This is a genomic window from Gilliamella sp. wkB112 (assembly GCF_001690685.1).
Lineage (GTDB): Bacteria > Pseudomonadota > Gammaproteobacteria > Enterobacterales > Orbaceae > Gilliamella > Gilliamella apicola_J.
In genome coordinates this window covers 100058-125844 of sequence record NZ_LZGL01000003.1, presented here as the reverse complement: position 1 = coordinate 125844, position 25787 = coordinate 100058, and the positions used below count along the sequence as shown (strand labels likewise).

At 32.7% G+C, this 25787-nt stretch carries 17 protein-coding genes and 3 pseudogenes; 8 read left to right on the top strand and 12 right to left on the bottom strand.

Going from position 1 to position 25787, the window contains the following annotated elements:
• The first annotated feature begins 234 nt into the window (after positions 1–234).
• Positions 235–1461 carry an MFS transporter gene (locus A9G12_RS00695; RefSeq protein WP_065563964.1) on the top strand — a complete coding sequence of 409 codons (1227 nt, stop codon included), beginning with the start codon at positions 235–237 and terminating at the stop codon, positions 1459–1461.
• 132 nt (positions 1462–1593) lie between these two features.
• Here A9G12_RS00695 and A9G12_RS00690 read toward each other — a convergent pair whose 3' ends face one another.
• The 3 genes from A9G12_RS00690 to A9G12_RS00680 form a co-directional block, all read right to left on the bottom strand.
• Positions 1594–2448: an SIS domain-containing protein gene (locus A9G12_RS00690; RefSeq protein WP_065563963.1), complete on the bottom strand. Its 855-nt coding sequence runs from the start codon at positions 2446–2448 to the stop codon at positions 1594–1596.
• Positions 2449–3348: 900 nt separating this feature from the next.
• Complete coding sequence (locus A9G12_RS00685; protein ID WP_065563962.1) at positions 3349–4647, bottom strand: L-cysteine desulfidase family protein; 1299 nt, start codon at positions 4645–4647, stop codon at positions 3349–3351.
• Positions 4648–4664: 17 nt separating this feature from the next.
• Complete coding sequence (locus A9G12_RS00680) at positions 4665–5972, bottom strand: amino acid permease (RefSeq protein WP_065563961.1); 1308 nt, start codon at positions 5970–5972, stop codon at positions 4665–4667.
• 632 nt (positions 5973–6604) lie between these two features.
• On the opposite strand from A9G12_RS00680, the gene A9G12_RS00675 reads away from it, so the two are divergent.
• Positions 6605–8035 (top strand): sigma-54 interaction domain-containing protein, encoded by a 1431-nt coding sequence (locus tag A9G12_RS00675; protein ID WP_065563960.1) that lies wholly within the window; start codon positions 6605–6607, stop codon positions 8033–8035.
• A 198-nt stretch (positions 8036–8233) separates the two neighbouring features.
• Here A9G12_RS00675 and A9G12_RS00670 read toward each other — a convergent pair whose 3' ends face one another.
• The 3 genes from A9G12_RS00670 to A9G12_RS12585 all read right to left on the bottom strand — a co-directional run bounded on the left by A9G12_RS00670 (position 8234) and on the right by A9G12_RS12585 (position 10818).
• Positions 8234–9847 (bottom strand): hypothetical protein, encoded by a 1614-nt coding sequence (locus tag A9G12_RS00670; RefSeq protein ID WP_065563959.1) that lies wholly within the window; start codon positions 9845–9847, stop codon positions 8234–8236.
• Between the two features lie 268 nt (positions 9848–10115).
• Positions 10116–10583 carry an Arm DNA-binding domain-containing protein gene (locus A9G12_RS00665; protein WP_065563958.1) on the bottom strand — a complete coding sequence of 156 codons (468 nt, stop codon included), beginning with the start codon at positions 10581–10583 and terminating at the stop codon, positions 10116–10118.
• A gap of 82 nt (positions 10584–10665) precedes the next feature.
• Positions 10666–10818 (bottom strand): AlpA family phage regulatory protein, encoded by a 153-nt coding sequence (locus tag A9G12_RS12585; protein WP_081299598.1) that lies wholly within the window; start codon positions 10816–10818, stop codon positions 10666–10668.
• A 507-nt stretch (positions 10819–11325) separates the two neighbouring features.
• On the opposite strand from A9G12_RS12585, the pseudogene A9G12_RS12580 reads away from it, so the two are divergent.
• The 4 genes and pseudogenes from A9G12_RS12580 to A9G12_RS12575 form a co-directional block, all read left to right on the top strand.
• A pseudogene (locus tag A9G12_RS12580) lies at positions 11326–11685 on the top strand (RHS repeat-associated core domain-containing protein); the annotation flags it as partial.
• Between the two features lie 23 nt (positions 11686–11708).
• On the top strand, positions 11709–12017 hold the full coding sequence (locus tag A9G12_RS00660) for a hypothetical protein (RefSeq protein WP_065563957.1): 309 nt from the start codon (positions 11709–11711) through the stop codon (positions 12015–12017).
• Positions 11998–12483, top strand: coding sequence for a hypothetical protein (locus A9G12_RS00655; protein ID WP_218056533.1), 486 nt, complete (start codon positions 11998–12000; stop codon positions 12481–12483). The genes A9G12_RS00660 and A9G12_RS00655 overlap by 20 nt, the downstream gene beginning before the upstream one ends.
• 519 nt (positions 12484–13002) lie before the next feature.
• A pseudogene (locus A9G12_RS12575) lies at positions 13003–13251 on the top strand (hypothetical protein); the annotation flags it as partial.
• On the opposite strand, the pseudogene A9G12_RS00650 reads toward A9G12_RS12575, so the two are convergent.
• Positions 13214–13444: pseudogene (locus A9G12_RS00650) on the bottom strand (hypothetical protein); the annotation flags it as partial. The pseudogenes A9G12_RS12575 and A9G12_RS00650 overlap by 38 nt on opposite strands.
• Positions 13445–13722: 278 nt before the next feature.
• On the opposite strand from A9G12_RS00650, the gene A9G12_RS00645 reads away from it, so the two are divergent.
• Both A9G12_RS00645 and A9G12_RS00640 read left to right on the top strand, forming a co-directional pair.
• The gene (locus A9G12_RS00645) at positions 13723–16071 is read left to right on the top strand and encodes an AAA family ATPase (protein ID WP_065563955.1); all 2349 of its coding nucleotides are present in this window, start codon (positions 13723–13725) and stop codon (positions 16069–16071) included.
• Positions 16068–17444, top strand: coding sequence for an McrC family protein (locus A9G12_RS00640; protein ID WP_065563954.1), 1377 nt, complete (start codon positions 16068–16070; stop codon positions 17442–17444). Before A9G12_RS00645 ends, A9G12_RS00640 begins: the two co-directional genes overlap by 4 nt.
• A gap of 174 nt (positions 17445–17618) precedes the next feature.
• Here A9G12_RS00640 and A9G12_RS00635 read toward each other — a convergent pair whose 3' ends face one another.
• From A9G12_RS00635 to A9G12_RS00615, 5 genes are read right to left on the bottom strand one after another with little or no spacing between them, the layout of a single operon-like run.
• Positions 17619–20669 (bottom strand): type I restriction endonuclease subunit R, encoded by a 3051-nt coding sequence (locus tag A9G12_RS00635; RefSeq protein ID WP_065563953.1) that lies wholly within the window; start codon positions 20667–20669, stop codon positions 17619–17621.
• Positions 20670–20684: 15 nt separating this feature from the next.
• A complete protein-coding gene (locus tag A9G12_RS00630) occupies positions 20685–21872 on the bottom strand; it encodes a restriction endonuclease subunit S (protein ID WP_065563952.1) in 1188 nt (395 codons plus the stop codon).
• A gap of 2 nt (positions 21873–21874) precedes the next feature.
• Positions 21875–23365, bottom strand: coding sequence for a type I restriction-modification system subunit M (locus tag A9G12_RS00625; RefSeq protein ID WP_065563951.1), 1491 nt, complete (start codon positions 23363–23365; stop codon positions 21875–21877).
• Positions 23362–24243: a hypothetical protein gene (locus tag A9G12_RS00620; protein ID WP_065563950.1), complete on the bottom strand. Its 882-nt coding sequence runs from the start codon at positions 24241–24243 to the stop codon at positions 23362–23364. Before A9G12_RS00620 ends, A9G12_RS00625 begins: the two co-directional genes overlap by 4 nt.
• Positions 24240–25739 carry a type I restriction-modification system subunit M gene (locus A9G12_RS00615; RefSeq protein WP_065563949.1) on the bottom strand — a complete coding sequence of 500 codons (1500 nt, stop codon included), beginning with the start codon at positions 25737–25739 and terminating at the stop codon, positions 24240–24242. The genes A9G12_RS00620 and A9G12_RS00615 overlap by 4 nt, the downstream gene beginning before the upstream one ends.
• Positions 25740–25787: the final 48 nt, after the last annotated feature.

The window sequence follows — 25787 nt, the reverse complement described above, 5'->3', positions numbered from 1 at the left end:
ATGAAGATGCCCAAAAAATATGAGGTTGTTGCTAAACGCCTTTGATTAAATAGTCTATCTTAAAAAGATTCGTATTTAATTTACATAAATATTAAGCATTTTAGAAAAACTATGAATAATAATTTTTTTAAATTGTCGAAAACTGTTGATGGAACAGCATCTTAATATAACTTGAGTATGAACATTTTATCTCGTTTTTTTTATTTTATGCAACCTTGTTGCTTGGAGATTACTATGTTTGATAAGTTAGGTTTACCCAAAAATTTACTTTGGGGTTATATTGGGTTAACAATATTTATGATAGGAGATGGGCTAGAACAGGCTTGGATTTCAATATGGATGGTCGAACGAGGACTTTCTGTAGCCCAAGCGTCATACCTCATCACTGCTTATGGTGTCACAGTTACTCTTGCTGCATGGATTACAGGTGTATTAGTACAAACACTTGGTCCAAGAAAAATAATGTTTTTTGGAGTTATCGCGTTTGTAATCGGTAGTGTTGGTTTTATCGGTATCGGTCTACGCAATATGGAAATGATATGGATGTTACCTTTTTATGCAATTAGGGGGATTGGTTACCCACTATTTGCTTATTCATTCCTAGTGTGGATTAACTATAGTTCCCCTGTTGAACGTAGATCAACTGCTGTAGGCTGGTTTTGGTTTACTTTCTCTCTTGGTTTAAGTGTTATTGGTCCTTGGTTTTCAGCAATGGCGTTGCCAGTAATGGGGGAAATACATTTACTGTGGACTGGAATGATTTTCGTTATTGTTGGCGCTTCATTTGCAATTTTAGTGAATAAAGATAAAGTCCCAGATGAAGAGATCCACCCATTTAGTATAGCCGAGTTAGTCAAAGCAATAACCATTTTAAAACGCCCAGTCATGTCCATAGGTTTAATCGTGAAATCAATTAATGGTGTGGCTCAATATGGACTTGCAACCTTCCTGCCACTTTATTTAATTAGCTTTGGTTATTCAAAAACCGAATGGCTCCATATGTGGTCAGCTGTCTTTTTAGTGGCAATTTTTGCAAATCTATTCTTTGGCTTCTTTGGTGATCGCTTTGGTTGGAGAAATACCATCATGTGGGTCGGGGGAATAAGCTATGCTATTGTGTTAATATTAGTTTGGTTGGTTCCACAGTTATTTGGGCATAACTTTTACGTTATGGCAGTAGTATTATGCTTATGTGGTGTAACTATGGCCGGTTATGTACCTTTATCCGCTTTATTCCCTATGTTAGCTCCAGACAATAAAGGTGCGGCAATGTCTATACTTAATTTAGGTGCTGGTTTAGGCGCATTTATAGCTCCCGCAATTACAGCCATTTTTTATACTTCGCTTGGGGCGGGAGGAGTAATAGGTATTTATTCTGGGCTTTATGTTCTTAGTGCTGTATTGACACCATTACTAAAAACTCCGGATGAATTAGTAAATAAAAAACTAACAACAAAATAATTTTCCAGTGTTATGCTGATAATTCTTGATAATATGGTAATAAATAATTTTATTATCATATTATCATCACCTCATTCAAAATAATCAAAATAACCAGCATATTTAATTCAATCAGTTACTACTGGGTAATGATTACAACCGTTTATTTTTTACTGAATTTTGAGTTTTTAATAAGTTATATTGACTGCTAGATTTTTTTTGCATCGCCAGTATGGTAAAGATGGCATCTAAAATGTTGAGTAATACAATTCTGGTGGTGGCATTCTCACCAGTAATTGGATGGTTTTTAACAGAACAGATTAAAGGATGATGGGAAACGAAGGTAATTGGACTATTAACATAATTTGTCATACATATCGTTGTTGCACCATTATTTTTGGCTATTTCCAGCATATTAACAATATCAGCAGTTTTGCCTGAGTGAGAAACACCAATAACAATATCACCTTTTCCTAACAAAGAGGCGCTCATTTGTTGTAAGTGTGAATCACGATATACACTAGAAAAAATACCTATTTTTAACAATTTATGGCAAAAATCTTCGCAAATAGCACCTGAACCACCACACCCTGCCATGACTATTTTGTTATTATCTTTAATATTAACCAATAATGAAACCACCTGTTTAAACTGTTTCATATCAATCAAGGTTAATGATTCTTGTAATGCTATAATAGAACTTAAAAAAGTTTGTTCTAAAACATCTTCATAGCGAGTTATTAATTCAGTTTTTTGATGTTCTTCCTCATTTACCGAAATAGCTTTTTTAAGATCATAAAAACCACTACATTTCAATTTTTTGGCAACTTTAGTTATGCAAGCTGTACTGACTTTTAATTGTTTTGATAATCCAATTATGCCAATAACATTGAGGTTCTCATAATTATTAACAATAAAATTTGCTACTAATCGCTCTTTTTTTCCTAAAGTAGGAATCAATATTTTAGCGAAAGAAATAATATCATTACCTTTAAGATTCTTAGCCATATAAATAAACCACATTATTATTCGGTGCTGTAAAGATAATGATGTAGAAATTTAGACTAATATAACTACATCTATCCAATAAGTATTAATAAAAAACTTGTTAATAAAAATAAAACTAATCTTCAATTAGAATTTAATTACTGACTATAAAATCAATTAAAATACCAATAATTTATAATTTAAAAAAATTCAAAAAGAAATTGACCAATTAAAAATATTACTAAAAGTTAAATTTAGAATGCTAGTTCAGACCTAATATTTTATTTTTAGTAAATATTGTAAATTTTTTGGTAAAGATACTATTAACCAGTAAAAGATACCAATTTTTAGACATTCTAAATTATAAATAATATATTTCGTTCAAGTTGATAACAATATCTTAATTAGAGTACATCAATAAATAATGATAAAAGCATAAATTGAACAAGTAATAAGGCATTCATCAGTCTTTGAAAGTTAAATCTGTAAACGTTATTAATCTCGCAAAAAAATCCTAACATAAATATTAATTACAATAATACCGGCGAAAAAGATTGTTTACCCCAAGATTAATTGAAGAGTAAGACAATAAAACAAAGTGAATAAACATAAACAAGCAATTCTCTAAAAGCACTACAAATAAAGGCTTTAACCATAAAAAACCTGCTGAAAGCAGGTCTTAGGATTTGGTGATTGGTTCAGGACGCGGAATCAATGAGGCCTTTGTATGCATTGGTATTGTTGGGTTGGGGGGGTTTTAGGTAAAAGAATGTATCCGTGTTTGTATCCTCTAATTATAATTAGTAATGTAATCTTTTTATTATAAAATTGGTTGTGTAACTATCCTTTAAAATAGTACAAAATTATCTATAATAAAAAGCGCCTAATACTATGCATTAGGCGCTTTTTTATAACTATAAGTTAAGCTTTATGTGACATTATATCAATAATTTGTGTATCTGTGACTTTCATGCTGTTGCTTGCGATAGCGCCAAGATTATCGATTGATGTTTCAACACTATCACAAACAATTCCTTCATTACCTGTAACTCGGATATGACTTAATGCCATAAGCACAGCTTTAAATGCAGAAGATACCGATGTTGAAACCTTCATTGCGCAGCTATTTGATGCGCCATCACAAATAATACCAGATAAGTCTCCAATCATGCTGCAAATCGCCATATCAATCGGTTCATATTGACCTTGGCTAAGCAACCATGCCATGCCTGCAGCAGAGCCCATTGCCGCAGTTGAAGCCGCACAAAGTGCTGATAGCGGTGGGAATTTACTGTGAATATAGATCGCAATAGCGTGCGATAGTATCAATGCTCTTGCAAGTTGTTCTTGTGTGGCACCAATATAATCGGCAACAACCACAACAGGCATTGTTGCCGCAATACCTTGATTACCTGAACCCGAGTTACTCATTGCCGGGAGTGTTGCGCCCCCCATTCTGGCATCAGATGCAGCGGTGGTTCTTATTATGACTTTTGAGAGTAAATCGTCAGCAAGTAAACCTGTTTTGATCTGTTCTTGTAAGGTTGCTGCAATACAAAGGCCATAAGTATGCTTTAATCCTTCTTGAGATAATGCATCATTTAATTCAGCTGAATGTAAAATAAATTTGATCTCTTCAAAATCGACGTGAGTCGCAAATTCATAAATTGATTTTACTGATGCATGTTGCATGACTTTGTTATCTTGTGAAGATTCCCCAACATTTTTATCTTTTTGAAATAGTATTTCACCATTTTTTTCGATAAGGATGATATTGGTATGTGAATCTTCAATGCAAACCTTCACATAATCTTTATCTGTATAAAGGTTAGCTTCTGAATAGATTGCTTTATTGCTTTCAGCTGCAATGCCTACACTAATTTTATTATCCCTTAACATCTGTTTTGCTTGAGCGAGTTGTTGTGGAGTAATATTTTTGAGCACTTCTAGTCCGGCATGAGCATCACCACCGAGTGCACCAATTACAGCTGCAATCGGTAACCCAACCATGCCAGTACCAGGAACCATCACCCCCATACCATTTTTCATTAAATTAGGTGAAACGCGAGCATCTATTTTTTTAATAGCATTTTTATCAAGATGTTCGGCGGCAACGGCGGCCGCTAACGCGAGCGATATTGGTTCGGTACAACCTATTGCCGGCAAAACTTCATGTTTCACCACTTTAATTAATTCTTGCCACATTGTTTGCTTGTCCATTTATTACCTCCATTTACTTAAAATAGCGTTAATAAAGGTGAAATACACAAAAGAATACCTGTGACGATAATAATATAGAGTGCAAAACCTTTATATTTATGTAACATCGGAACTCGATAAACAAGTAGCGCTGGAATTAAACAACCTACAAGGCCAAATATTGGACTACAAAGTGATGTAAATAGTAAAACTGGTGCATTAAGAATTACCGCGAACCACGCTAATAAAACAGCTAAAAGGATAATGCTTTTTTGTACATAGTTTTGATTGATTTTTTCTTCAGGTAAGAATCGCCTTAAAATATTCATAATAATGCCTTGAACCGCTTCTCTAAAACCAAGGTAGACACCAAAGAACGCTGTTACAACGGCAAAAATATTTAGAATGATGCCAATAGGTGTTACATATTTAGCGGCATCGCCACTAATAAATTGTGCCGCAATTGCGAGTGAAGAAATATTTTGTTCGTAAGCTTTTACCGCTTGATCATGTCCCATTGCAAATGTGAATGATACGGCATAAAAGAATACTGTTACAAATAGAATACCAAATGCAATATTCATTGCTCTTAGTGCCTTATAACGAGCAACCTCAATTGATTTATTATGTGATCGATAAGAAATAACCATTGGGCTTAGTGTTTGAATAAATAAAATAGATGTTAAAGTAAAAGGCAGTGTAATAATCGCATTTTTAATCAGTAAACCTAAAGGTGGTAGACTACCAATATTATTACCAATATCCCACATACCAATCATTAATAAACCTAATATAGCAATGATGGCTAGTTTACTTATAACCATAACACTTGAAACTTTAAATAGTAATTTTTCACCCCGAGACGCGACGGCAACGAGGAAAACAATTAGACAAAGAGGATATAAAGGATTTTTAGAAAGTAAAGTATCGGTTACTTTGAATGTTTGTAAATAGGAGGCACTATCATTGGTTATTGCTGTTGAATAAGCAAACATCCAAATAATTAACATTACGAAATAAAGAAATCCTAAAAACATCCCCCAGTTTTTGCCTAAATATCCACCAATAACAGTTGGGTAGTCAACACACTCCTTTGATTCGGCTAATGTATTAATGAAAAGTCGTTGGAAAAGGTACATTGCAGGGTAACCAACAATGGATGATAATAAAAATACCCATAATCCCATTAAACCAACTTGTACCGGTAAGAATACAATACCGGCACCGATGGCCATCCCGATACTCATAATAATCCAACCAATGTCAACACTATCAAATTTGGTGACTTCTTTCCATTCTGCTTTTGACATCTCAGATCTTGGTCTTACCTGTTCGATTTTTTCCATAAAATACCCCCATTTTAATTTATACTAATCACTGTTTATGACGTAAATTTTTATTGCGATATTATTGTTAACATTCAGATAACGTTTGCATTTAAATCATCATCGATTAATACAAAGCAAAAAGCATGCCAGTCAATAATTCATTGTTTTATTTTGCTTTTTTAAATTGTTCAAAATTGTGTAAATTTTGAATTGCAATTTTTTTGAGGTGCGTCACACTCTTTATTGTTATTTATTTGAAAAATAAGGGTATTTTATTTCTCTTACTAGAGAAACAGCCAATCGCCTTTACAAATACAAAAAAATGTAAAATTTTATCATATTGATTTTATGATGTTTGTATTAATTTTTACGGAAAATAGTGATTCTTGATTGTGAGAATTCATTTCTCTATTTAGAGAATTCTTAAATATTATTCCCCCTCCATCAGGTAACACCAAAAACAAATAAAAACACTTATTAACATGTAAATAGTTATGTTTTTTGTTAGAATTTTTTAAAACCACGATTAGTCTAGGTAAAAAAATTCTTGGTGAATTCAAATACGAAGAGTAACACTCTGTTTAGAGATGACTTAATTTGGCAATGTGGTATGGATTCAGTATAACTTTTAGAAAGGAAGGATAGATAGTATGAATACGGAGCTTTTGCATATTCAAGATTTTGTTAAAGCCTTCGTAAATGCGATTGCAGCTATTCTTAATGTTGATGTAACCGTTGTGGATCGAAATATATTTCGTATAGCGGCAACATCCAAACACCATCAAATTAATCAAAAAATTCGACATGCTTCACTTTATCAAGAAATGTTAGTCACCAAACAACCTTCTATTATCGAAAACTCACATATAAGTGAAATATGTAGTCAATGCGGTGATCGCTTTAATTGTTCAGAAGTTGCTGATATTGCTTATCCTATTTTTTACCAAAATGAAGTGTGTGGCATTATTAGTATTGCTGCTTTTTCGGAAGAAGAGAGATTACATTTCTTACAAAATAAAACCAAGTTTGAACAGTTTTTGAAGTATATGAGTATGTTAATTGAAAGTAAAATTGATACTTTACAACACTCTCAAAAGCTTGAAAATCAATTAGATGAAGTGATTAAATCATTTAATGATGTCAATTTTATTGGTGAAAATAAAAAAGTTAAACACCTTTTAGCGTTAGCCAATAAGATTAATGATTCGGACTCAACGGTATTGATTATGGGGGAAAGTGGTACTGGTAAAGAGGTTCTGGCAAATGTGATCCATAATCAAAGCACTAGAAAAAATAAATTAATGATTTCGGTTAATTGTAGTGCTATTCCTGAAAACCTAGTGGAAAGTGAACTATTTGGTTATGAACCGGGCGCATTTACAGGCGCAAACCCCAAAGGCTATGTAGGAAAATTTGAATTAGCCAATAAAAGTACCCTGTTTTTAGATGAAATCGGCGATATGCCTTTAGTCACACAAACCAAGCTATTACGAGTATTGCAGGAAAAAACTGTTACTAGGCTAGGTAGCAATCAGCGTATTCCAATTGATGTTAGAGTGATTTGTGCAACTAATCAGGATCTAGACCAGCTTATTCAAGATGGTAAATTTAGAAGGGATCTTTACTATCGTATTAATGTGATACCTATGCTAATCCCACCATTAAGGCAAAGGAGAGATGATATTCCATTATTGGCAGAGTTTTTAATTGTTGATTACAACAAAAAATTCCGCAAAAATATTACTATTTCACCACAAGCAATGGACTCACTTATTGCCTATAATTGGCCAGGTAATGTAAGAGAATTAAAAAATATTATTGAATATCTGCTCAATATTAAAGAATACGGTCAGATTATGCTAGCGGATCTTCCAAGCCATATTATGTTTCCGAATACTTCAGAAGTATCCAGTGAAAAAGAATTTTATTACTTAAAAAATCTCCTTGAAGAGTATGAAAAGCATGTAATAAAGCAACTGCTTAAAAATGCCGTTACAACAGAAGACAAAAAAAATGTTGCCAAAAAACTTGGTATTGGATTATCCACACTCTATAAAAAGATTGAGTTATATAATATATAGTTTTATTTGTAATAGAGGAACATATTTTCATACGCAAACGTATAGCTCTTTGTAAACATCTTGACAAACATAACAATGCCAGCACGATGGCTGGCATTTTTAAAAAACGGCTTGGGTTACCCCCGCCGCTGCCACTGTCCTCTTGGCTGTTTAATCTTAATTGTTCCTTATTAACTTATTACAACTTAAGGCCTAGAACTAAGGATAGACGCAAACCCCGTTGTAGCCGTCGTAGAGGAATGTACTAGTAGTGTAGCCATGGCTCAAGTGAATCAGGTAATGGCTATTTGAGTTTAATGTACTGGTGTCATTCGACCAGTAGTATATCGATTCGAAACCGGACTCGGTAATTTCGGACAAGTTGCCCCATTCAGCAAAAAAACCACCACCAATATTACGCTGGTAATTATTTTGAGTTGATGGTGGTGTGGCACCTACTACACCTTGGCATTCACGCCCTGAATTATACCCAGCGCACACCGAATTAGTTAACTCATTTACCTTGGGTACACGATATGCTTCACCTAATTTTGAACACCAATCCCTTATTTTAAGAACAGAATTTGTTTGTTTTCCGCGGTTGATGAACCAATGCTTTAAGACAAAGCCATATTTTAATACTGCTGTATGATTACTATCATAACCGACTATCTCGAAAGTCTGTGGTAAGCTGGGTGGACTAAGTTTAGTCGGATAATCTGTGTTGATTTGCATGCTAGTTGCCGCTGGACCAGTGAGGGTTATGCGCACCGAGGAAGCACCATCAGGATTAAAAGTGGGAAAATTTCTTTGGTTAGGAGTGCTTTTGGGTGGATTAACGGTCATAGTTGCAGTAATACCACCTAGAGTGACATCTGGCCAAGTTAAAGTTGCCGCATCAATACCACCTGCAAGTAAATCAAAATGTAGCTTATTAGCCGCAGCAGTCGGGAAGTTACGGTCGTAACTTGATGACTCAGTAGATTGCACTAGGAAGCCTTTTTTCGTATTCCAGATATTGGCAGGGCCGGCAAAGTTCCAGTTTACTACTTCTACACTATTGGTACCATAGTTCAGATTCGGCCTGGCATAACAGATTTTCGGCTCGGCTTTAGGACTGACATAATAAGTAGCTCTATTACCTGTGAAGTAACTTATATTGGGCAACCCATACTGGGTAGTTAAACTAACATCAGTACTGGTTAATACTATTTTATAAGGCGCTTGACAGACATCCAAGGTGGTACTACGACTCACTTCTTGATTATCTTTATCGGTAATGCTAACGCTTAAAGTACCGGTAGCGGTAATACCATTAGTACCCTGACCATCACCATCATCATCAGCCCAATAATTATAGGGTTGACCAATTAGAGTATTTAAAGCGATGGAGTTAGTAGTCGCTGGCACCACCATATTAATATCAGTAAACTGCTGGTTGGCTTCAGGAAGCACAATTGGACTATTTTTGGTTGAGGTATTCGTTGCCGGTGTGATTTTAGTATCGTCGGATAAAGTAATACCTAATAACCCATCTGCAGTAGTAACCTTGGTTACCCCATTATCAAAAGTTAAATAAGGCGCACTACCATTAATTTTCTGTATCGTAGTCGCCGACAACGCCTGAGTATTTACTGAATATGGCAATAATGATAAGGGTATTAATACTAGTACAGCTTTAGATAAGCGTTTTAAGGTTAAATAATATAGCTGTGATAACCGCGATAAATTTTGATGATTAACAGTTAACGTAAGTTTTAGGTGCAATAATTTAATTAATGCAATTTTAAAAAGATTTAGGGTATAAAGCTGGCATCTAACCGAATAGTACATAGCGTTCCACCTGTTCTTTAATTTTTTGTTTTATTTCATATTTTTCTCCATCATTTGTAAATTAAGCTAAACTCATTTTAGCTATAAAAAGTATAATTCTTTGATAAAAAATTAACTACTTCTCAATCTAAAATATTTGTAAAATAAGTGTAAATACCAGTATAAATAGTAGGTGATTTTACTCAGAATATATCTTATAAAAAAAATAAACAATTTCTCTTAACCCTAACCAATAAAGGTTTTAAAGCCAATTAAAGAATACACACCATTATCGAACTAAATGTATCCACTTTTTAACTTGATTTGGGTTGATGTTAGTTAACAAGGAAAATACGTTGCAAGGCTTATCTGCAAAGGATTTAGGCATAAAAAAACTGCTTGAAGTAGGTCTTAGAATTTGGTGATTGGTGCCCAGACGCAGAATCGAAAAATCCTTTGTAAGCATTGTTACTTGTATTTCATCTTCAAGCTGTTTTGCTTTCTTTTCTATCAAAGGATCAATATTTTCAGCAAGTAATGATTTAGTCTCATCTCGCAAACTTCTAGTTTCACTTAACGAAACAGTAGGATAAGTACCGATTGCTAATAAGCATTCTTTCCTTTGAAATTTATATCGATACCGCCAATATTTAGAACCATTAGTGTAAACAAGTAAAAACAAACCATCTCCATCTGTTAATTTATATTGCTTTTCATTAGGTTTAGCGGATTTGATTTTTAAATCTGTTAAAGACATGACGATACTCCTTATTTGTTAAATTCTAGACATAAAAAAAGCCACATCGTTGACTTTGTGGCTTTGGTTAATAATATAGTTATTAATTAGTTTTGGTCTCTATCCAAGATTCAATGTCCTTAAGACGCCAACGAGAAGCTCGCCCAAATTTTATTGGTCTTGGAAATTTTTCTCGTTTTATCAAGGCATAAAACCATTTATCAGTTATTCCTATAAGTGTTGTGATATATTTCATATTGAGGATAACAGTCGTGGTAATCAGGATTTTTATTATGATACGGAAAGTCGTCTAACAGGCAGTCGTACCCGCTTATACGGTGGGATGACACTGCAACGATTTGATTATGATAAGGCTGACAACTTACTGGATGAACACAGCACAACCCCAATAACGGACAACCGTTTAACCCTCTGACAGCAGCTAAATAACCGTTATGATAAGTGGGTAAATCTAATAGAGCGTAAAACGTTCGACTCACACCAGCATTTTGACTATGACGCCGAAAACCGGCTGATTAAGGCTTATGGTAAAGGTCCACAAGGGCAACATGTCACCCATTATTATTATGATGGTTTAGGACGTCGCACAAGTAAACAAGTGACCCGACAGGATAGTTTTAGCAGCCGAACAGAGACCACTACATTCCTGTGGCAGGGCTTAGGACTATTGCAGGAACACTCGCCGGCATGTTTTTACAGTTAACCGCATGAACCTAATGATGACTATAGCCCATTAACCAGAATTAATCATAATAGTAACTCTAACAGTATTGAATATTATCATAGTGAAGTAAACGGCCAGCCATTAGAGCTCACCGACAGTGATGGTACCATCCTGTGGTCAGCCACCTACAACAGCTGGAGCAAATTACTGCGCCTTAACCAGATAAATGACCGAGAGGGTCGAGTATTTGGCACTGACCACCCCCTACGCTATGCTGGTCAATATGCAGACAACGAGACGGGATTACACTATAATACCTTCAGGTATTACGACCCTGAGATTGGACGGTTTACTCAGCAAGACCCGATAGGATTAATGGGTGGGATAAACCTTTACGCTTATGCGCCTAGTCCGTTGGGGTGGGTTGATCCGCTTGGATAGCGCCAAAAGCACCTTTATCTTTGTCTGAAGGTTATAAAGCACGGATTGATTGCTTCAATATAGGGTTGGGAAGTTCATTTGAAGTTCATGTTTATGCGCCAAATGGAAAAGAGGTAGGAATCTATGGAGCAGATGGATTTTTTAATAAACATGGGACAATTGGTAGTGATGTTAAAGTACCAAAATCTGTTTCAGATACGCTGAATGGTATTGCAGTTGATGAATTAAGAAAGATGAGGAAATTGCCTCCAAAGGGAACACCAGGAAGTAGACAAGCAGTCAAGGAATATACAAAAAAGGTTAAAAAAAGTGGACAATCAGGATGTTAACGATATGAAAATAATAAAGTTTATACAGACACATGATGGTTTTTTTATGGATAGTTCAGCTTATCCAAATTATCTTAATAAGGTTAAGGACAAAATTCCTGAAGAAGCATTACAATTTATGTCAGCTAGTTGGCATTATGATCATAATGACCCAAGATGCCCTCATGATTCAAAAATTGATAGTTTAATTATTAGAGAAAATCTCATTGGGGATTTCAGAGTTACAAATATAGAGATGTTACTTTTAGGTGGATATGATAATAGATTTTCTTTGTCTTATTCTAATGTTCATAATTATTCTATAAAAAAAAATAAGTGCGAGTGGCCTAAGGAGGATTATTCACATGGAGATTGGTTAATTGATGAAATAATTCTGTTAAATGATAATTTATTAATGCATGAAATTATATTCACGGATGCAGTAATAAAAATTAAAGCCACTGACATAATATATAAAATACTATAAATCAGAATGCCTAATTGAATAGAGGCTGGTTTAGTCCTGTAAGCCATTCTATGTAATGGACATCCAGTTAAAGGTGAGCGCTTAAATACGTATCTAGTTCGATGATAAAGTGAATCATCGCTAGTTTCTAGATTTGGAGATATATTGTTCATTCTTTTCAAGGTTGACGGTATCGCCAAATAAATTACATTACATACTGAGTTGCTCAACATATTTGCTCTTCTTTACTGCTTGCTAGATAATGTTGTTCAGTGGATTCGATTGAATGGTTGTATAAATTGCTTTGCAGATATCGAACTGTGTTTTAATGACATAGCATAATTATGTCCCTTTCCTAATAAATTAGAATTAATAAACGCGAGCTATTCAGTTGCAGGAAAATACTGGATAAAGGAATACTATAAATTTTGAGTATCTAACAGTAAGTTACTCCGAGCTTACTTTTCATCGCCTTCGAGATTTTTTGGAAAACTATTTATGACTTATGCTGAAAAACTGGTATCCCTAATGTAGGGAAACGGTGAAGTAGACTACCGTTGGGATGCGCTGGATAATTTAGTCTAACTCACCTTACCAAACCAACAAACCATTAACTGGCTGCGTTATGGCTCAGGTCATGTCAGTGCAATGAGCATTGCAGGTCAGTTAGTCAGTGAATTTAGCCGGGATAAACTACACCGTGAAGTGATACGCACGATGGAGAAGGCTGAGTTGGACTTTGATTGCTATAAAGATTTTTCTTCATTTGATCTGGTAATAATGTTTTAAAAACTTCAATGCCTTCAACTACACCTTCAATTTCTTCGGGATTATAAGCTAAAGCTGTTCGTAAATTTTCAAACACGCCTAAATAATCTACAATTAACCCCATTTGTTTTTGTACATCATCAGCATCATAGAGCCGATTGGTTCGGCACATTGCTAGCAGTAAAGTATGATCACGTAAAGGCTTATTTGAAAAGGCTTTAGGCATAAAAAAACCTGCTGGAAGCAGGTCTTAGAATTTGGTGATTGGCGACTGGACGTGGAATCGAAGATACAGCTTAAAGCATTGGTATTATTGAATTGGGAGATTTGAGGTAGGAGAATGTATCCGGATTTGTATCCTCTTATTGATTTTAATATCTAGGGCAATTAGACTACATTATAATCATTAAAAATAATGTCATTGCCTAGGCTAAATAAAAGATAGTCTATGTAATTTAATTTATTGATATATTATGGCGGGAATTGAAATATATGGAACACAGATTTACATGGATAGAAACGCATAAGCAGTTAGCCACGAAACTATTAGAATATCGCAATGATCAACAAAAATTAATAAACATTCTGCAAGATATCGATATTGATGCATTAGCAGATAAACCATCAAAAAATGAAAGCACTAATTTATGTGAAATAGATCCATTTACTTTTTTTTGTTATATATACAAACATGGGGAAGAACGAAATCTAGAAATTTTAAGACAAATTGCTGAAATATTTTCGGTAACAATTCCAGAAGATATCCTTGGTGTTCCATCTGTTAATCCTCAAAAAGTTTGGCTATTTCCTTATAAATATGACAGAAATAATAATGAAATAAATAGATTATGGGAATTTTATTTAGCTGTTTTAAATAATCAAGTTTCTAATACAATGTTTAATGATATCTTAACCATAAAAAATATTGGAAAAGCAAAGTTGACTCAAGCTTTATTTATGGTTAATCCTGAACAATTTTTCCCTGTTAATAAAATATCAATTCCTTATTTAGAAAATAATTTAAATATCAATAGTAATTTTAATGATTACGATACATATATAGTACTTTTAGACGAGATTAAAAATAAAACTATAGATCCTTTTTATCAAATTTCATACGATGCTTGGACATGGAATCAATCCTTGAAAAGAAAAGTAGGTAGTTCTGAAAATAAAAAATACTGGGTATATTCCCCAGGCGAACAAGCATATCTTTGGGATGATGTTTCTAAAAAGAATATAATAGTATTAGGTTGGGATTATATTGGTGATTTAAACCGCTATCATAATAAAAATGAAATAAAAGAAGCAATACAAAAAAAACTCCCAGATAAAATACCTCGTCACAGCACTAATGCTAATTTTGATTTCAAATTTAACATGTCAATTGGAGATATGGTTTTTGTAAAAAAAGGACAAAATGAATGTTTAGGATGCGGAGTTATTCAATCTGATTATTTTTATGATGATAGCAGGGATGAATATAAAAAATGTCGAAATATAAAATGGATTACAAAAGGTTTATGGAAGACAAAAGTTAATTTAGGGATAAAAACACTGACTGATATTACTAATAATATCGATTTAATTAATAAACTCAATGAATTACTAGGCATTACCTCCCACAATCATATTTATAACACAGAGAAACACATAATGAATACATATCCTTTGAATGTGATATTCTATGGACCTCCAGGTACAGGAAAAACTTATCACAGTATATTAAGAGCAGCTGAAATCGTAGAAAATAAAACGATTAAAAATTATCAAGAAGCTAAAGAAATTTTTAACAAAAACTTACATGACCAAATAGAATTTATTACCTTTCATCAAAACTATAGCTATGAAGATTTTATTCAAGGATTAAGACCTGATATTGATAATGCAAGTAACTCACTATATTTCACAAAAAAAGATGGGATTTTTAAAAAAATAGCAGATCGAGCTTATAAAAATCTCAAATCATTAACAAATGAAAATGTATTATTACCTTTTGATGAGATCCTAATTGATTATTTACAACCACTATCCATAGGAAATGAAATAGAAGTAAAAATGAAAATGACTTCTTATTTTATCTATGATGCTACTGACCAAACGATTTATTTCAAAAAAAATAATGGTAATAATCAACATTCTATTTCTATAAATACACTCAAAAAAATGTATGAAGAAGGCATAAATACAGTAATAAAAGGTGGCTTAGCACCATATTATAATCCTTTGTTGAATATTCTATTAGAAAAAGGAAAACAAAAAAATATTTCAAGTGATGTAAAAATAAGGAAAAATTATGTATTAATAATTGATGAAATAAATAGAGCTAATATCTCTAGAGTATTTGGAGAGTTAATTACACTTATTGAAGTAGATAAACGATTTGATATTTATTCTAAACAAGATAATGACAGATTAACTATAGAAGCAACTTTACCTTCTGGAGATAAATTTGTAGTTCCCTCTAATTTATATATTATTGGAACTATGAATACAGCAGATAAATCAATCGCTTTATTAGATATTGCGCTACGTCGTCGATTTGAATTTGAACCAATGTATCCAATTTATAGTATTAGTCATAATGGGAAGGAACAGTTGGTTAATAATTCTGAGATATTATCTATTATCAATAAACAAATAATAAAATTAAAGGGATATGATTTTCAAATTGGTCATTCCTATTTTATGGATAATAGCCTAGATTTTATTGATATGATGAATAAAAAAATAATACCGTTATTATTAGAATATTTCATGAATGATGAGAAAGAAGTAATAAATATTCTTAAGCAAGCAAATCTAACTATCGATGATAACTGGCCAATTAGAATAAAATGAAAAAAATAACAAATTTATTTGAATATCAAAATAAGGTCCACCTGGATGAATCTTTTGATGAATTGGAATCTTTTTTAGATGAAATTTGGCAAAAAAGAGAAAAATGTACTTATTTTAATAGTAGTGAAGATGAATACATGGAGTCTCAAAAATTTATACAGTTTTTGCATAAAACAAAAGAAATAAAATCTAATAAATATGTAGGCGTAATCTATTGTGATAACCAAAAAATAAACTTATTACCAAAAATATTTTTTGATTCACGTCTCGAATATACAGTTAATCAGATTAATCAGATTAATAACCATATTCTATGGTGGTTAAGTTATTGTAGAAAAATTAGATTTCCTAACTATCAAACAGAATTAGGTGGTACAAAAGGAGATTTTTTTGAGGTTTTAATTTATCTCTTTTCTAAATATACTAGAGAATTACTAAATAACTCTATTTATCAACAATATGAAGAGATAAATAGAGAGGTTCCTTTTATGAAAGGAAGACTAAATACAAATGAGTACATTAAAGAAAATCTTAGTAAAGGTAATTGGCATAAATTAAATTGTAATTACGATTCTTTTGAATTAGATAATGAATTTAATCGAATGATAAAATTTGTTGCAACATTATTATTTAATATAACAAACAATGTTGATAATAAAAAAAACTTACGAGAAATACTATTTGTTTTAGATGAGGTATCCGACATAAGAGTATCTGCACTACAATGTTCAAGAATTAAATTTAATCCCATGTTTGAACAATTTGAAATAGTTAGAGACTATTGCTTATTATTCTTAATTAACAGTATAACTTTTGATTATAAAAATAATTTGAAATTATTTGCTTTCCTTTTACCAATGGAATATTTATTTGAAGATTTTATTTTTGGTTTCATTAAAAAAGAAATTCCTTCTATTTCCATAAAATCACAACGAAAAGATGTGTTTTTAGATGAAGAAAAAACGTTTCAGATACAACCTGATCTTTTTTTATTCTCATCAAATGGTAATATTATAATTGATAGTAAATATAAGATTATCTATTCTAACAGTCATGATTCTAAAAAAGGAGTCAGTCAAACTGATTTATATCAAATGCTAGCTTATGCAATTAGATTCAAAGTAAATGATGTTTATTTATTTTATCCAAATAACATTATTAATCCCGAAGTAAACCCAATAGGAACTGAGTTTGTTATATCAGATGAATTAGCTTATCAGCAAAAAATAAAAATTTCCGCATATCAATTACCTATTATTAATCATTCTATTTTACAGTCTACAAATAACGAAGCAGATACATTGGAGCAAATATTTCAACCTATAAGAATCGAATTAATAAAAAGATTAGATATCATTTTAAATAAAAACTAGAAATCTATTTTCAGAGAACCAACTTACTGTACTTTTTCAAGTTTTTATAAATATTTATATTCATATATTGTCATTTAAGGCTTTAGAAAATCCTGTTCCCGCAAAAAGACACAATCTATTATTTGCAGAAGCATAAGCTATTTCATATATCTCACTTATCATTAATCCTCAATATCAATAATGTTCTTCAATATAAGCATAGGCTTTTTCAAACAACTCTTTATCTTTACCTAATCCAAATTGATTTAAAGTCAGTAACAGTGCTTTTTGTATTTCTCTTGGTCCACTATTAGAATTTTGCCAACCTTTAAAACGTGTTGTTTTTACTATTTTATCGATTTGCTCAACTACATCACCAATTAATTTTGGCGTACTATTTGGACGAGTCTCCATAAATAGTTTGGTTAATGCTTGTTTATTATCTTGCTGAGTAACTGGGCTATCGCCGGTTTCACGCTCAGCTTGAACAGTATCTTTAGCGGTATCCAATAAACCTTTAAGCCATTCAATTGCCTTAATTACACCTGCCTCATAATCTTGACGTAATTTTTCTAGTCGTTCTCCAAGCGCTACAAACTTTGGATTACCATGTCCACGTAAACGTCCCATTAAATCAATCTCTAACTGACGAGCCCTTTGTTCTTGTTCTTTTTCTGTCAAAGTAAAAAACGCATGTTCATCCATTATGAGCGAATCAATATCATCGCGAATACGTTTAATATCGGTATGCTCATGTATCATATTTATTGTTTCAGGCCCCAATGCTGCCCAAACTAAAGAACCGGTTTGCCCAATCGGCCTTACTGATTCATAAATCTGAACAAGCCATTTATAATCATTTTGATAAGGGGATAAAAATTGGTCTGGGTTTATAGCTGTCCATAATTTATTTAACACCCCAAATGCAGCAGCAAAAGCATCTCGTTTGGAATTATCTGGTAAACACTCCTGAGCAGCCATAATTCCTTCAAAACCGATTAGTGTTCTATCTACATCTGGGAAAAAATCTAAACACTTCTTCAGTTGATCTGGTAATAATGTTTTAAAAACTTCAATGCCTTCAACTACACCTTCAATTTCTTCAGGATTATAAGCTAAAGCTGTTCGTAAATTTTCAAACACGCCTAAATAATCTACAATTAACCCCATTTGTTTTTGTACACCATCAGCCTCATAGAGCCGATTGGTTCGGCACATTGCTTGCAGTAAAGTATGATCACGTAAAGGCTTATCCAGATACATACAATAACAAATAGGCGCATCAAAACCTGTTAATAATTTTGAAGTCACAATAATCAATTGCAGAGGATGAACAGGATCTTTATAACTTTCGATTAATGACTTTAAGCTTTGTTCATCTGAATCGAGTTGTTGCCAACGATCAAAATCCTCTTCGGTAATAGAGAGATTGAGTTCTTCTTTCCAACGAAGCCAATCTTTGTTTTGTTTTCCATCTTTATCTTTTCTTGGGGCCCTATCAACATTCATGACAACTTCAACAGCTGCTTTACCTAAATGTTTAATTAATAAATAATACATTTGAACACATGCATCACGATCATAAACTACCACCATACCCTTCATATGTTTGGTTTGAACATGGTGATTGAAGTGAGTAACAATATCTTCGCTTATGGCATTCATACGTTTAGGAGCTTTAAGCATAATCGCTAATTTTCCTGCCCGCCGTGAAAGCACCATTTTTTCATCTTCATCAAGTTGATTTTGTTCAACTAGTTCTGCAAATGCTTCATCTATTGCCTCACGATTAACTCGTAACTCAGCTAAACGTGGTTCAAATTTGACGGGATTTGTCGCTTTATCACGAATCGATTGTTTATAGCTATAACGATTCATATAGCGCCCTTCATCTACTTCTGCACCAAAAAGTTTGAAGGTATTTCTTTCTAGACCTGAGATTGGTGTTCCGGTTAAACCATAAAAATGTGCATTGGGTAATGCCCAACGCATTTTATCGCCAAGAGAACCTTCTTGGGTTCGATGTGCTTCGTCAACTAAAACAATGATATTATCTCGGTCGTTTAATCCCTTAGGATTATTATCATCAATTTCAACATCTTGAAACTTAAATATTGTGGTAATCAAAATTCCACGGCTATCTTTTTCTATATGTTCACTTAACCGTTTACAACTTTTTACTTTTATTAAATTTTTTACATCTGCACCACCAAAAGTCTCATTAATTTGACCATCTAAATCACGTCGATCAACCACAATTAAAACGGTTGGATTTTTTAATGCATTATCAGCACGTAGCATTCTAGCAGCATAAAGCATTAATAATGATTTACCTGAACCTTGAAAATGCCATATCAATCCTTTACGAGGGTAACCTGATTTTACACGTTCAACAATTTGTTTTGCAGCTTCAAATTGTGGATAACGAGGCAGAATCTTAATTCTTTTAGGGGGCGTATCTTTACCTGTTTTAATTGTTGAAAATAAAGCAAAAGATTTTAATAACTGCAACAATGTGCTTGGGTTTAATAAACCCTCAACACTATCTAATACTGAAGATAAACCAAGTAGAATTTCATCTCGCTGGGTTGTTTTGTGCCAAGGCCCCCAATCCTTAATTCTTGAATTAATAGCTCCATAAGCAAACGTTTTACCTTCTGAAGCAAAACAAAGCAAATTTGGTACAAAAAAAGGTTCAACATATTTCCAATAATGTTTTAACCCTCCCATAAAATCAGCTGCACCATCTTGCCATGAAATGGCAGGACGCGTTGCTGTTTTAACTTCGCCAACCACTAATGGGATACCATTAACATATAGAACAAGATCAAAATATGCCTCTTTTGCAGCAATAAAATGCACTTGGTTAGTAATCACAAAATGGTTATTTTCGATATGCTCATAATCAATTAAATTAATCGTAATATGTTCACCATTTTTACCAAAAGGTAATGTTTTTTCGGCCATTAACCATTCGTGAAAGTTTTCATTAGCTTTAACTAAACCTGTATGGTGAGACTCCATAATTAAGCCTCGTAATTTATGAATTACTTCATCAGCATAATCGGAGTTAGATTGAATTGCTGGGTTCAACGAACAAAGTGCATCTTTTAGCCAAGTATCGACAAATATATCTTGTGACTGCTTAGGTAAGTTTTCTCCTGAACAGTAATGCCAGTTAATACTATCTAAATGAGTCAATTTATCAATAATACCCTTTTCTGTGACGGATTGTTCGTTAAACATAAAAAAATCCTTTTATTAATTAAATGAAGTTAACAATATATTTCTTTTGATATTTTCTAAACTTTTAATTTTATTTTTTATAATAGTAATTTCTTCATCAACTTGAGTTAATATATTTGCTATTTGATGTTGTTCTTCATATTTTATTGGTACATAAAATTCCATATTTTCAATGTTAGATCCTTTTAAATTATTGATACTTGAACCAGCTAAAATCACTAAAAGCTGTTTAGAATATTCAGATGATTCAAATAAAAACTTTAAAAACTTTTTATTATTATGATTATTGGGTCTAAAAATTGCACAAAATGACCCAACTGTATATTTATTGCCATTATTGACATACTGTGCAGCTTTTCCAACCAATGATTTACTACCATTAGCCATACATACTACCAAATCATCATCAATCAATAATTGTTTTTCTTTTACTAAATTACCAGGCAAAATAATTAACTCTTGATCATTCAATAAGCCATTTTGAATATTTGTTGAACGAAACATACGAACAGTATCTTTTCTTTCAACCAAACAAATATCATTAGGTTTATAACTTACACCTCTAATACAATTAACAAAATAAGATAATGGTAATACTTTCCATTTGTGATTAAATCGACATCCATTTTGATTTAATAATCGAACTTTACCTGTAAGTAAGTTTTGCATTAAAACTTTCTTTTTCTGTTGGCATGCATCCAAAAGATTATTAGATGCAACTAGCGTTTTTTCCATAGTTTGAAATAATTTTAGTAAGTGTCCTTGTTGTTCACTAATATTGAAGGTATATGTAGCTAAATCTTTCCACTTGGTTCTAGGAGATAAAGAACCTGAAGAAGTTCTAATTGCAAAATCCCAAAATGGTTCTGATTGTATAATATATGGAACTAACTCATGTAAAACTATATCACCAATTGGTTCCATAACGATAATATCACTAGAGCAAATACCATCAAACTTTGCAATTGCCGCTTTTTTTAAATAAGATCGTCGCTTACCAAAAAGAATATGTCCTTTTTTAAATACTCTAGTAAAACTTGGGTTATCATCTCGGATTATTCCCCAACGTTTTATTGTAAGAGAATTAGAATCTAAATGCTCTAATCCAATATAATATTCAAATCCATCTGAGATAGGATCTTTGGTCGTAAGTTTTACTTCCTGACAAATATCACCAAATTTAACTATTTTTTTTGTATTCATTTTTATTTATCCTCACATTCTTGTGAGTCCAAAACCGAAAGACTTTCAAATAACTTTTTTACTTGTTTTTTTAATTGCACACGACTCATCTGCCAATCTTCTATTGATTGCTTAAGAGCAATTCCTTCATTATTTTGCTTTTTTGGTACATACAATGAAATAGATAAGTTATATTGGTTATCTTGAATATTTTTTATATCCACCAATTTAGCAATATCAGGTTGCTTTTTTGGCTCAAAATAAGATTCTGTTAATATCTCTAAATCTGATTCAGATAAACGACTATGTGCTCGCTCACGAGTTATATGGCCAACACCATTAATAAATAAAATTTTCCCTTGTCGCTCTTTTGGCTTATTACAACGTAAAACGATGACGCAAGACTCCATAGGAGAGTTATAAAAAAGATTTGGTCCTAAACCGATGATAGCTTCAATAATATCTGATTCAATAATCTGTTTACGAATTGCTTGCTCAGAATCCCTAAATAAGACACCATGTGGCCATAACATAGCTGCTCGCCCTGTTTGAGGATTTAAGCTTTTAATAATATGAGTATAAAATGCATAATCAGCACACCCTTGAGGGGGAACTCCATACATATTACGTCCATAAGGGTCAGCCGCAAATTTATCCCTGTTCCATTTTTTTATTGAATAAGGAGGATTAGCAAAAATGACATCAAACTGTTTGAGTTTGTCGTTTTCAATAAATTTAGGCTCTGCTAATGTATCTCCACGTAATACATCAAACTCCTCAATATCATGCAAAAACATATTCATACGTGCAATTGCAGACGTTAGTAAATTAACCTCTTGCCCATAGAGATGTACACTCCGCCACTCTTTACCGGCTGAACGTAAGTCCATTACTGCATTAAGTAACATCCCACCTGTACCACAAGTAGGATCATAAGCGGTTTCTCCTGGTTGGAGTTGCATAATTCGATTCATTAGATGAACCACCGTACGATTAGTATAAAACTCCGCAGCCGTATGTCCTGAATCATCAGCAAATTTTTTGATCAAATATTCATATGCTTCACCAAGATCATCTTGTTTGACTGTTTTAATACCTAATGGAATTTTACTAAAGTGTCCTATCAAGTCAGCAAGTAAATGATCGGGTAAACGTTCTTTATTCGTCCATTGTGCATCACCAAACACTCCATGTAAACGTTCATTATTCGATTCAATTAAACGCAAAGCATCCTGAATTGCTCTACCAATATTTTTACTGGTATTTCTTATCACTTCCCAACGAGCTTCACGAGGAATGTTAAATCGATGAAACATCGGCATAACTGCATATTCTGTATCACCATCATGAAGCTGTAATGCTTCATCATATTCTTCAAGATAAACATCTGATAGCCGTTTATAAAACAGTAGAGGGAAAATATATTGTTTATAATCAGATGCATCTATTTGCCCGCGCAAAAATTCAGCCGAGCCCCATAATAAATCTTCTAACTTTTTCTTATTCAATTTCATTTGATACGATAATCCATGTATTCCAGCCCTTCTAACCAAAAATTAAGGTATTCGTTTTCTTTTGGACGTGGACCAGTTTCACTTAAAATAAAAACTTGTTTAAGCGATTTGTTGCATAATTTATTTAATGTTTCTAAATTGAATTTGGCATAAGCACTATTTTCAATAACAGATAAAGCAATGAAAAATGAAGGCCTAATTTGCAAATTACCATTTTTAAGCTTATTGGCAAATTTTACCGAAAAACCTTTATCCACTTTATTAATCCATGCTAAACCATAATAAACCCTAAATTCATCATTAAAATTACTAATATCTTGACCATTAATTTCGATAAAAAGATCTTCAATGGGTAATATTCCTACTTCTGGGATCTGTACAATCAATTTTTCTTTATTAAGAAAAGCACTCACCAAAGAAGATACTGTTTTTGAAGGTAGAACCTTACGTTTATTTGATTGATTCGAGTTTGCTTTATGCCCTGTTTTAATGGTGTCGTCTTTAGATATAGTTGAATTATCGGTTGTTGTACGTTGATGATTTACTGGACGAAGATTCAAACGAACTGCATTGTCAATATAAGTATCATTTTCAGAGTAAATATCATTTTGTTCAATTTTCTGTTTATTTTTTTCAATAATAGCTTGATTAATTAAACAGTTAATATCATGCTCGCCTACTACTTTATAGTAAGGTGGGATTTTTCTTTGTGATTTCTTTTTATCTAAATTTGCACAGGTCACTGCAGCATTACAATTTTCATCGGGGCAAGTAAATGCATATTTGGATGAAATTTTACCTAATAAGAAATTATAATCAGCATCTTCGGCTGTTATTGCTTTTTTTAAATCTTCAGAATAGGCTTTTTCTAATTTCATAATGTAAACCCATGTTGATTGAGAAGAATTTCAAGTTCTTGTTCGGCTTGTTCCAAAGTAGTTAATTTTTGTTGAAATTCCTTTAGCGCCAATTCAATACTGATAGTCTTTTCTTCTAGTGGTTTTTGCACATAACGTGCAATATTAAGATTAAAATCATTCTCCTCAATTTCTGCTAAGGTAACCCACCTAGTTACCCCTTCAATATTATCAGCTTGAGGACCTTGTTGCTGTTGTTGAAAATAGATCTGATAAATTTCGTCACTTTGTGTTTCTGACAAAATATTTTGTGCTCGTGCCTTAGTATAAATATCTTCAGCATTAATGAAAAGAATATGGTCTCGATGAGTCGGTAAACGTTTTTTACATAAAATGAGAATACATGCAGGTATACCTGTACCATAAAACAAGTTTGATGCAACACCTATAATTGCTTCAATACGACCTTCCTGAAGTAATTGTTTACGAATACGCGCTTCAGATCCCCCTCTAAATAAAACCCCATGAGGTAATACAACCGCCATTCTTCCTGTTTCATTCAATGAAGAAAACATATGCTGAATCCAAGCAAAATCCCCATTAGTTGGAGGAGGAAGACCATAAGTAGTTCTATTATAAATATCATTCTTCCAGTTATCATATCCCCATTCTTTAAGGCTAAATGGCGGATTAGCAATAACACAATCAAATTTTTCTAAGGTATCATTATTCAGAAATTTGGGATCACGTAATGTATCCCCGCGCACAATATCAAAATCTTCCTGCCCATGAAGAAATAAATTCATACGAGCAATCGCTTCTGTAGTTAAATTTTTCTCTTGCCCTTTAATTTTTAATAAACGAGGATCTCCACCATTTTCTCTAACATGATGAATAGTTTCCAATAACATGCCACCTGTACCACATGCAGGGTCATAAACACTTTCCCCTGATTTAGGATCTAAAATATTAACCATTAATCGAATAATAGTGCGAGGTGTATAAAATTCTCCAGCTTTTTTATTTGCTTTATCAGCAAAACGTTTGATTAGATATTCATATGCACGCCCCATATCATCATTACGGACACTTTCGATACCTAGGTTCACCTGATTAAAATGGTTTAATAATTTACTTAAGAGTTCATCTGATAAACGTTCCTTATTTGTCCAAGACGCATCACCAAAGATATTATGTAACTGAATATTTGCTCGCTCAATGCCTAAAAAAGCTTCTTTAATTGATTGACCAATGTTTTTATTTTTCGCAAAAACATCCTTCCAATGGCATCCTTGAGGAATTTGAATTCGATGAAACATTTCAGCCTTTGCTAATTCCATATCATCAACTTGCTCTAAAGCATCGGTAAACTCTTCATCATAAACATCACAGATACGTTTAAAGAAAAGAATAGGAAAAATATACGTTTTATAATCAGAAGCATCTATTGGTCCAGTAATAATATGTGCTGCCTGCCATAAATGTGCTTCAAGATCTTTTAAATCAATTAATGTCATCTTTAATAATTCACTTTTGTATACAATATTTGAATTTTATAATAATAA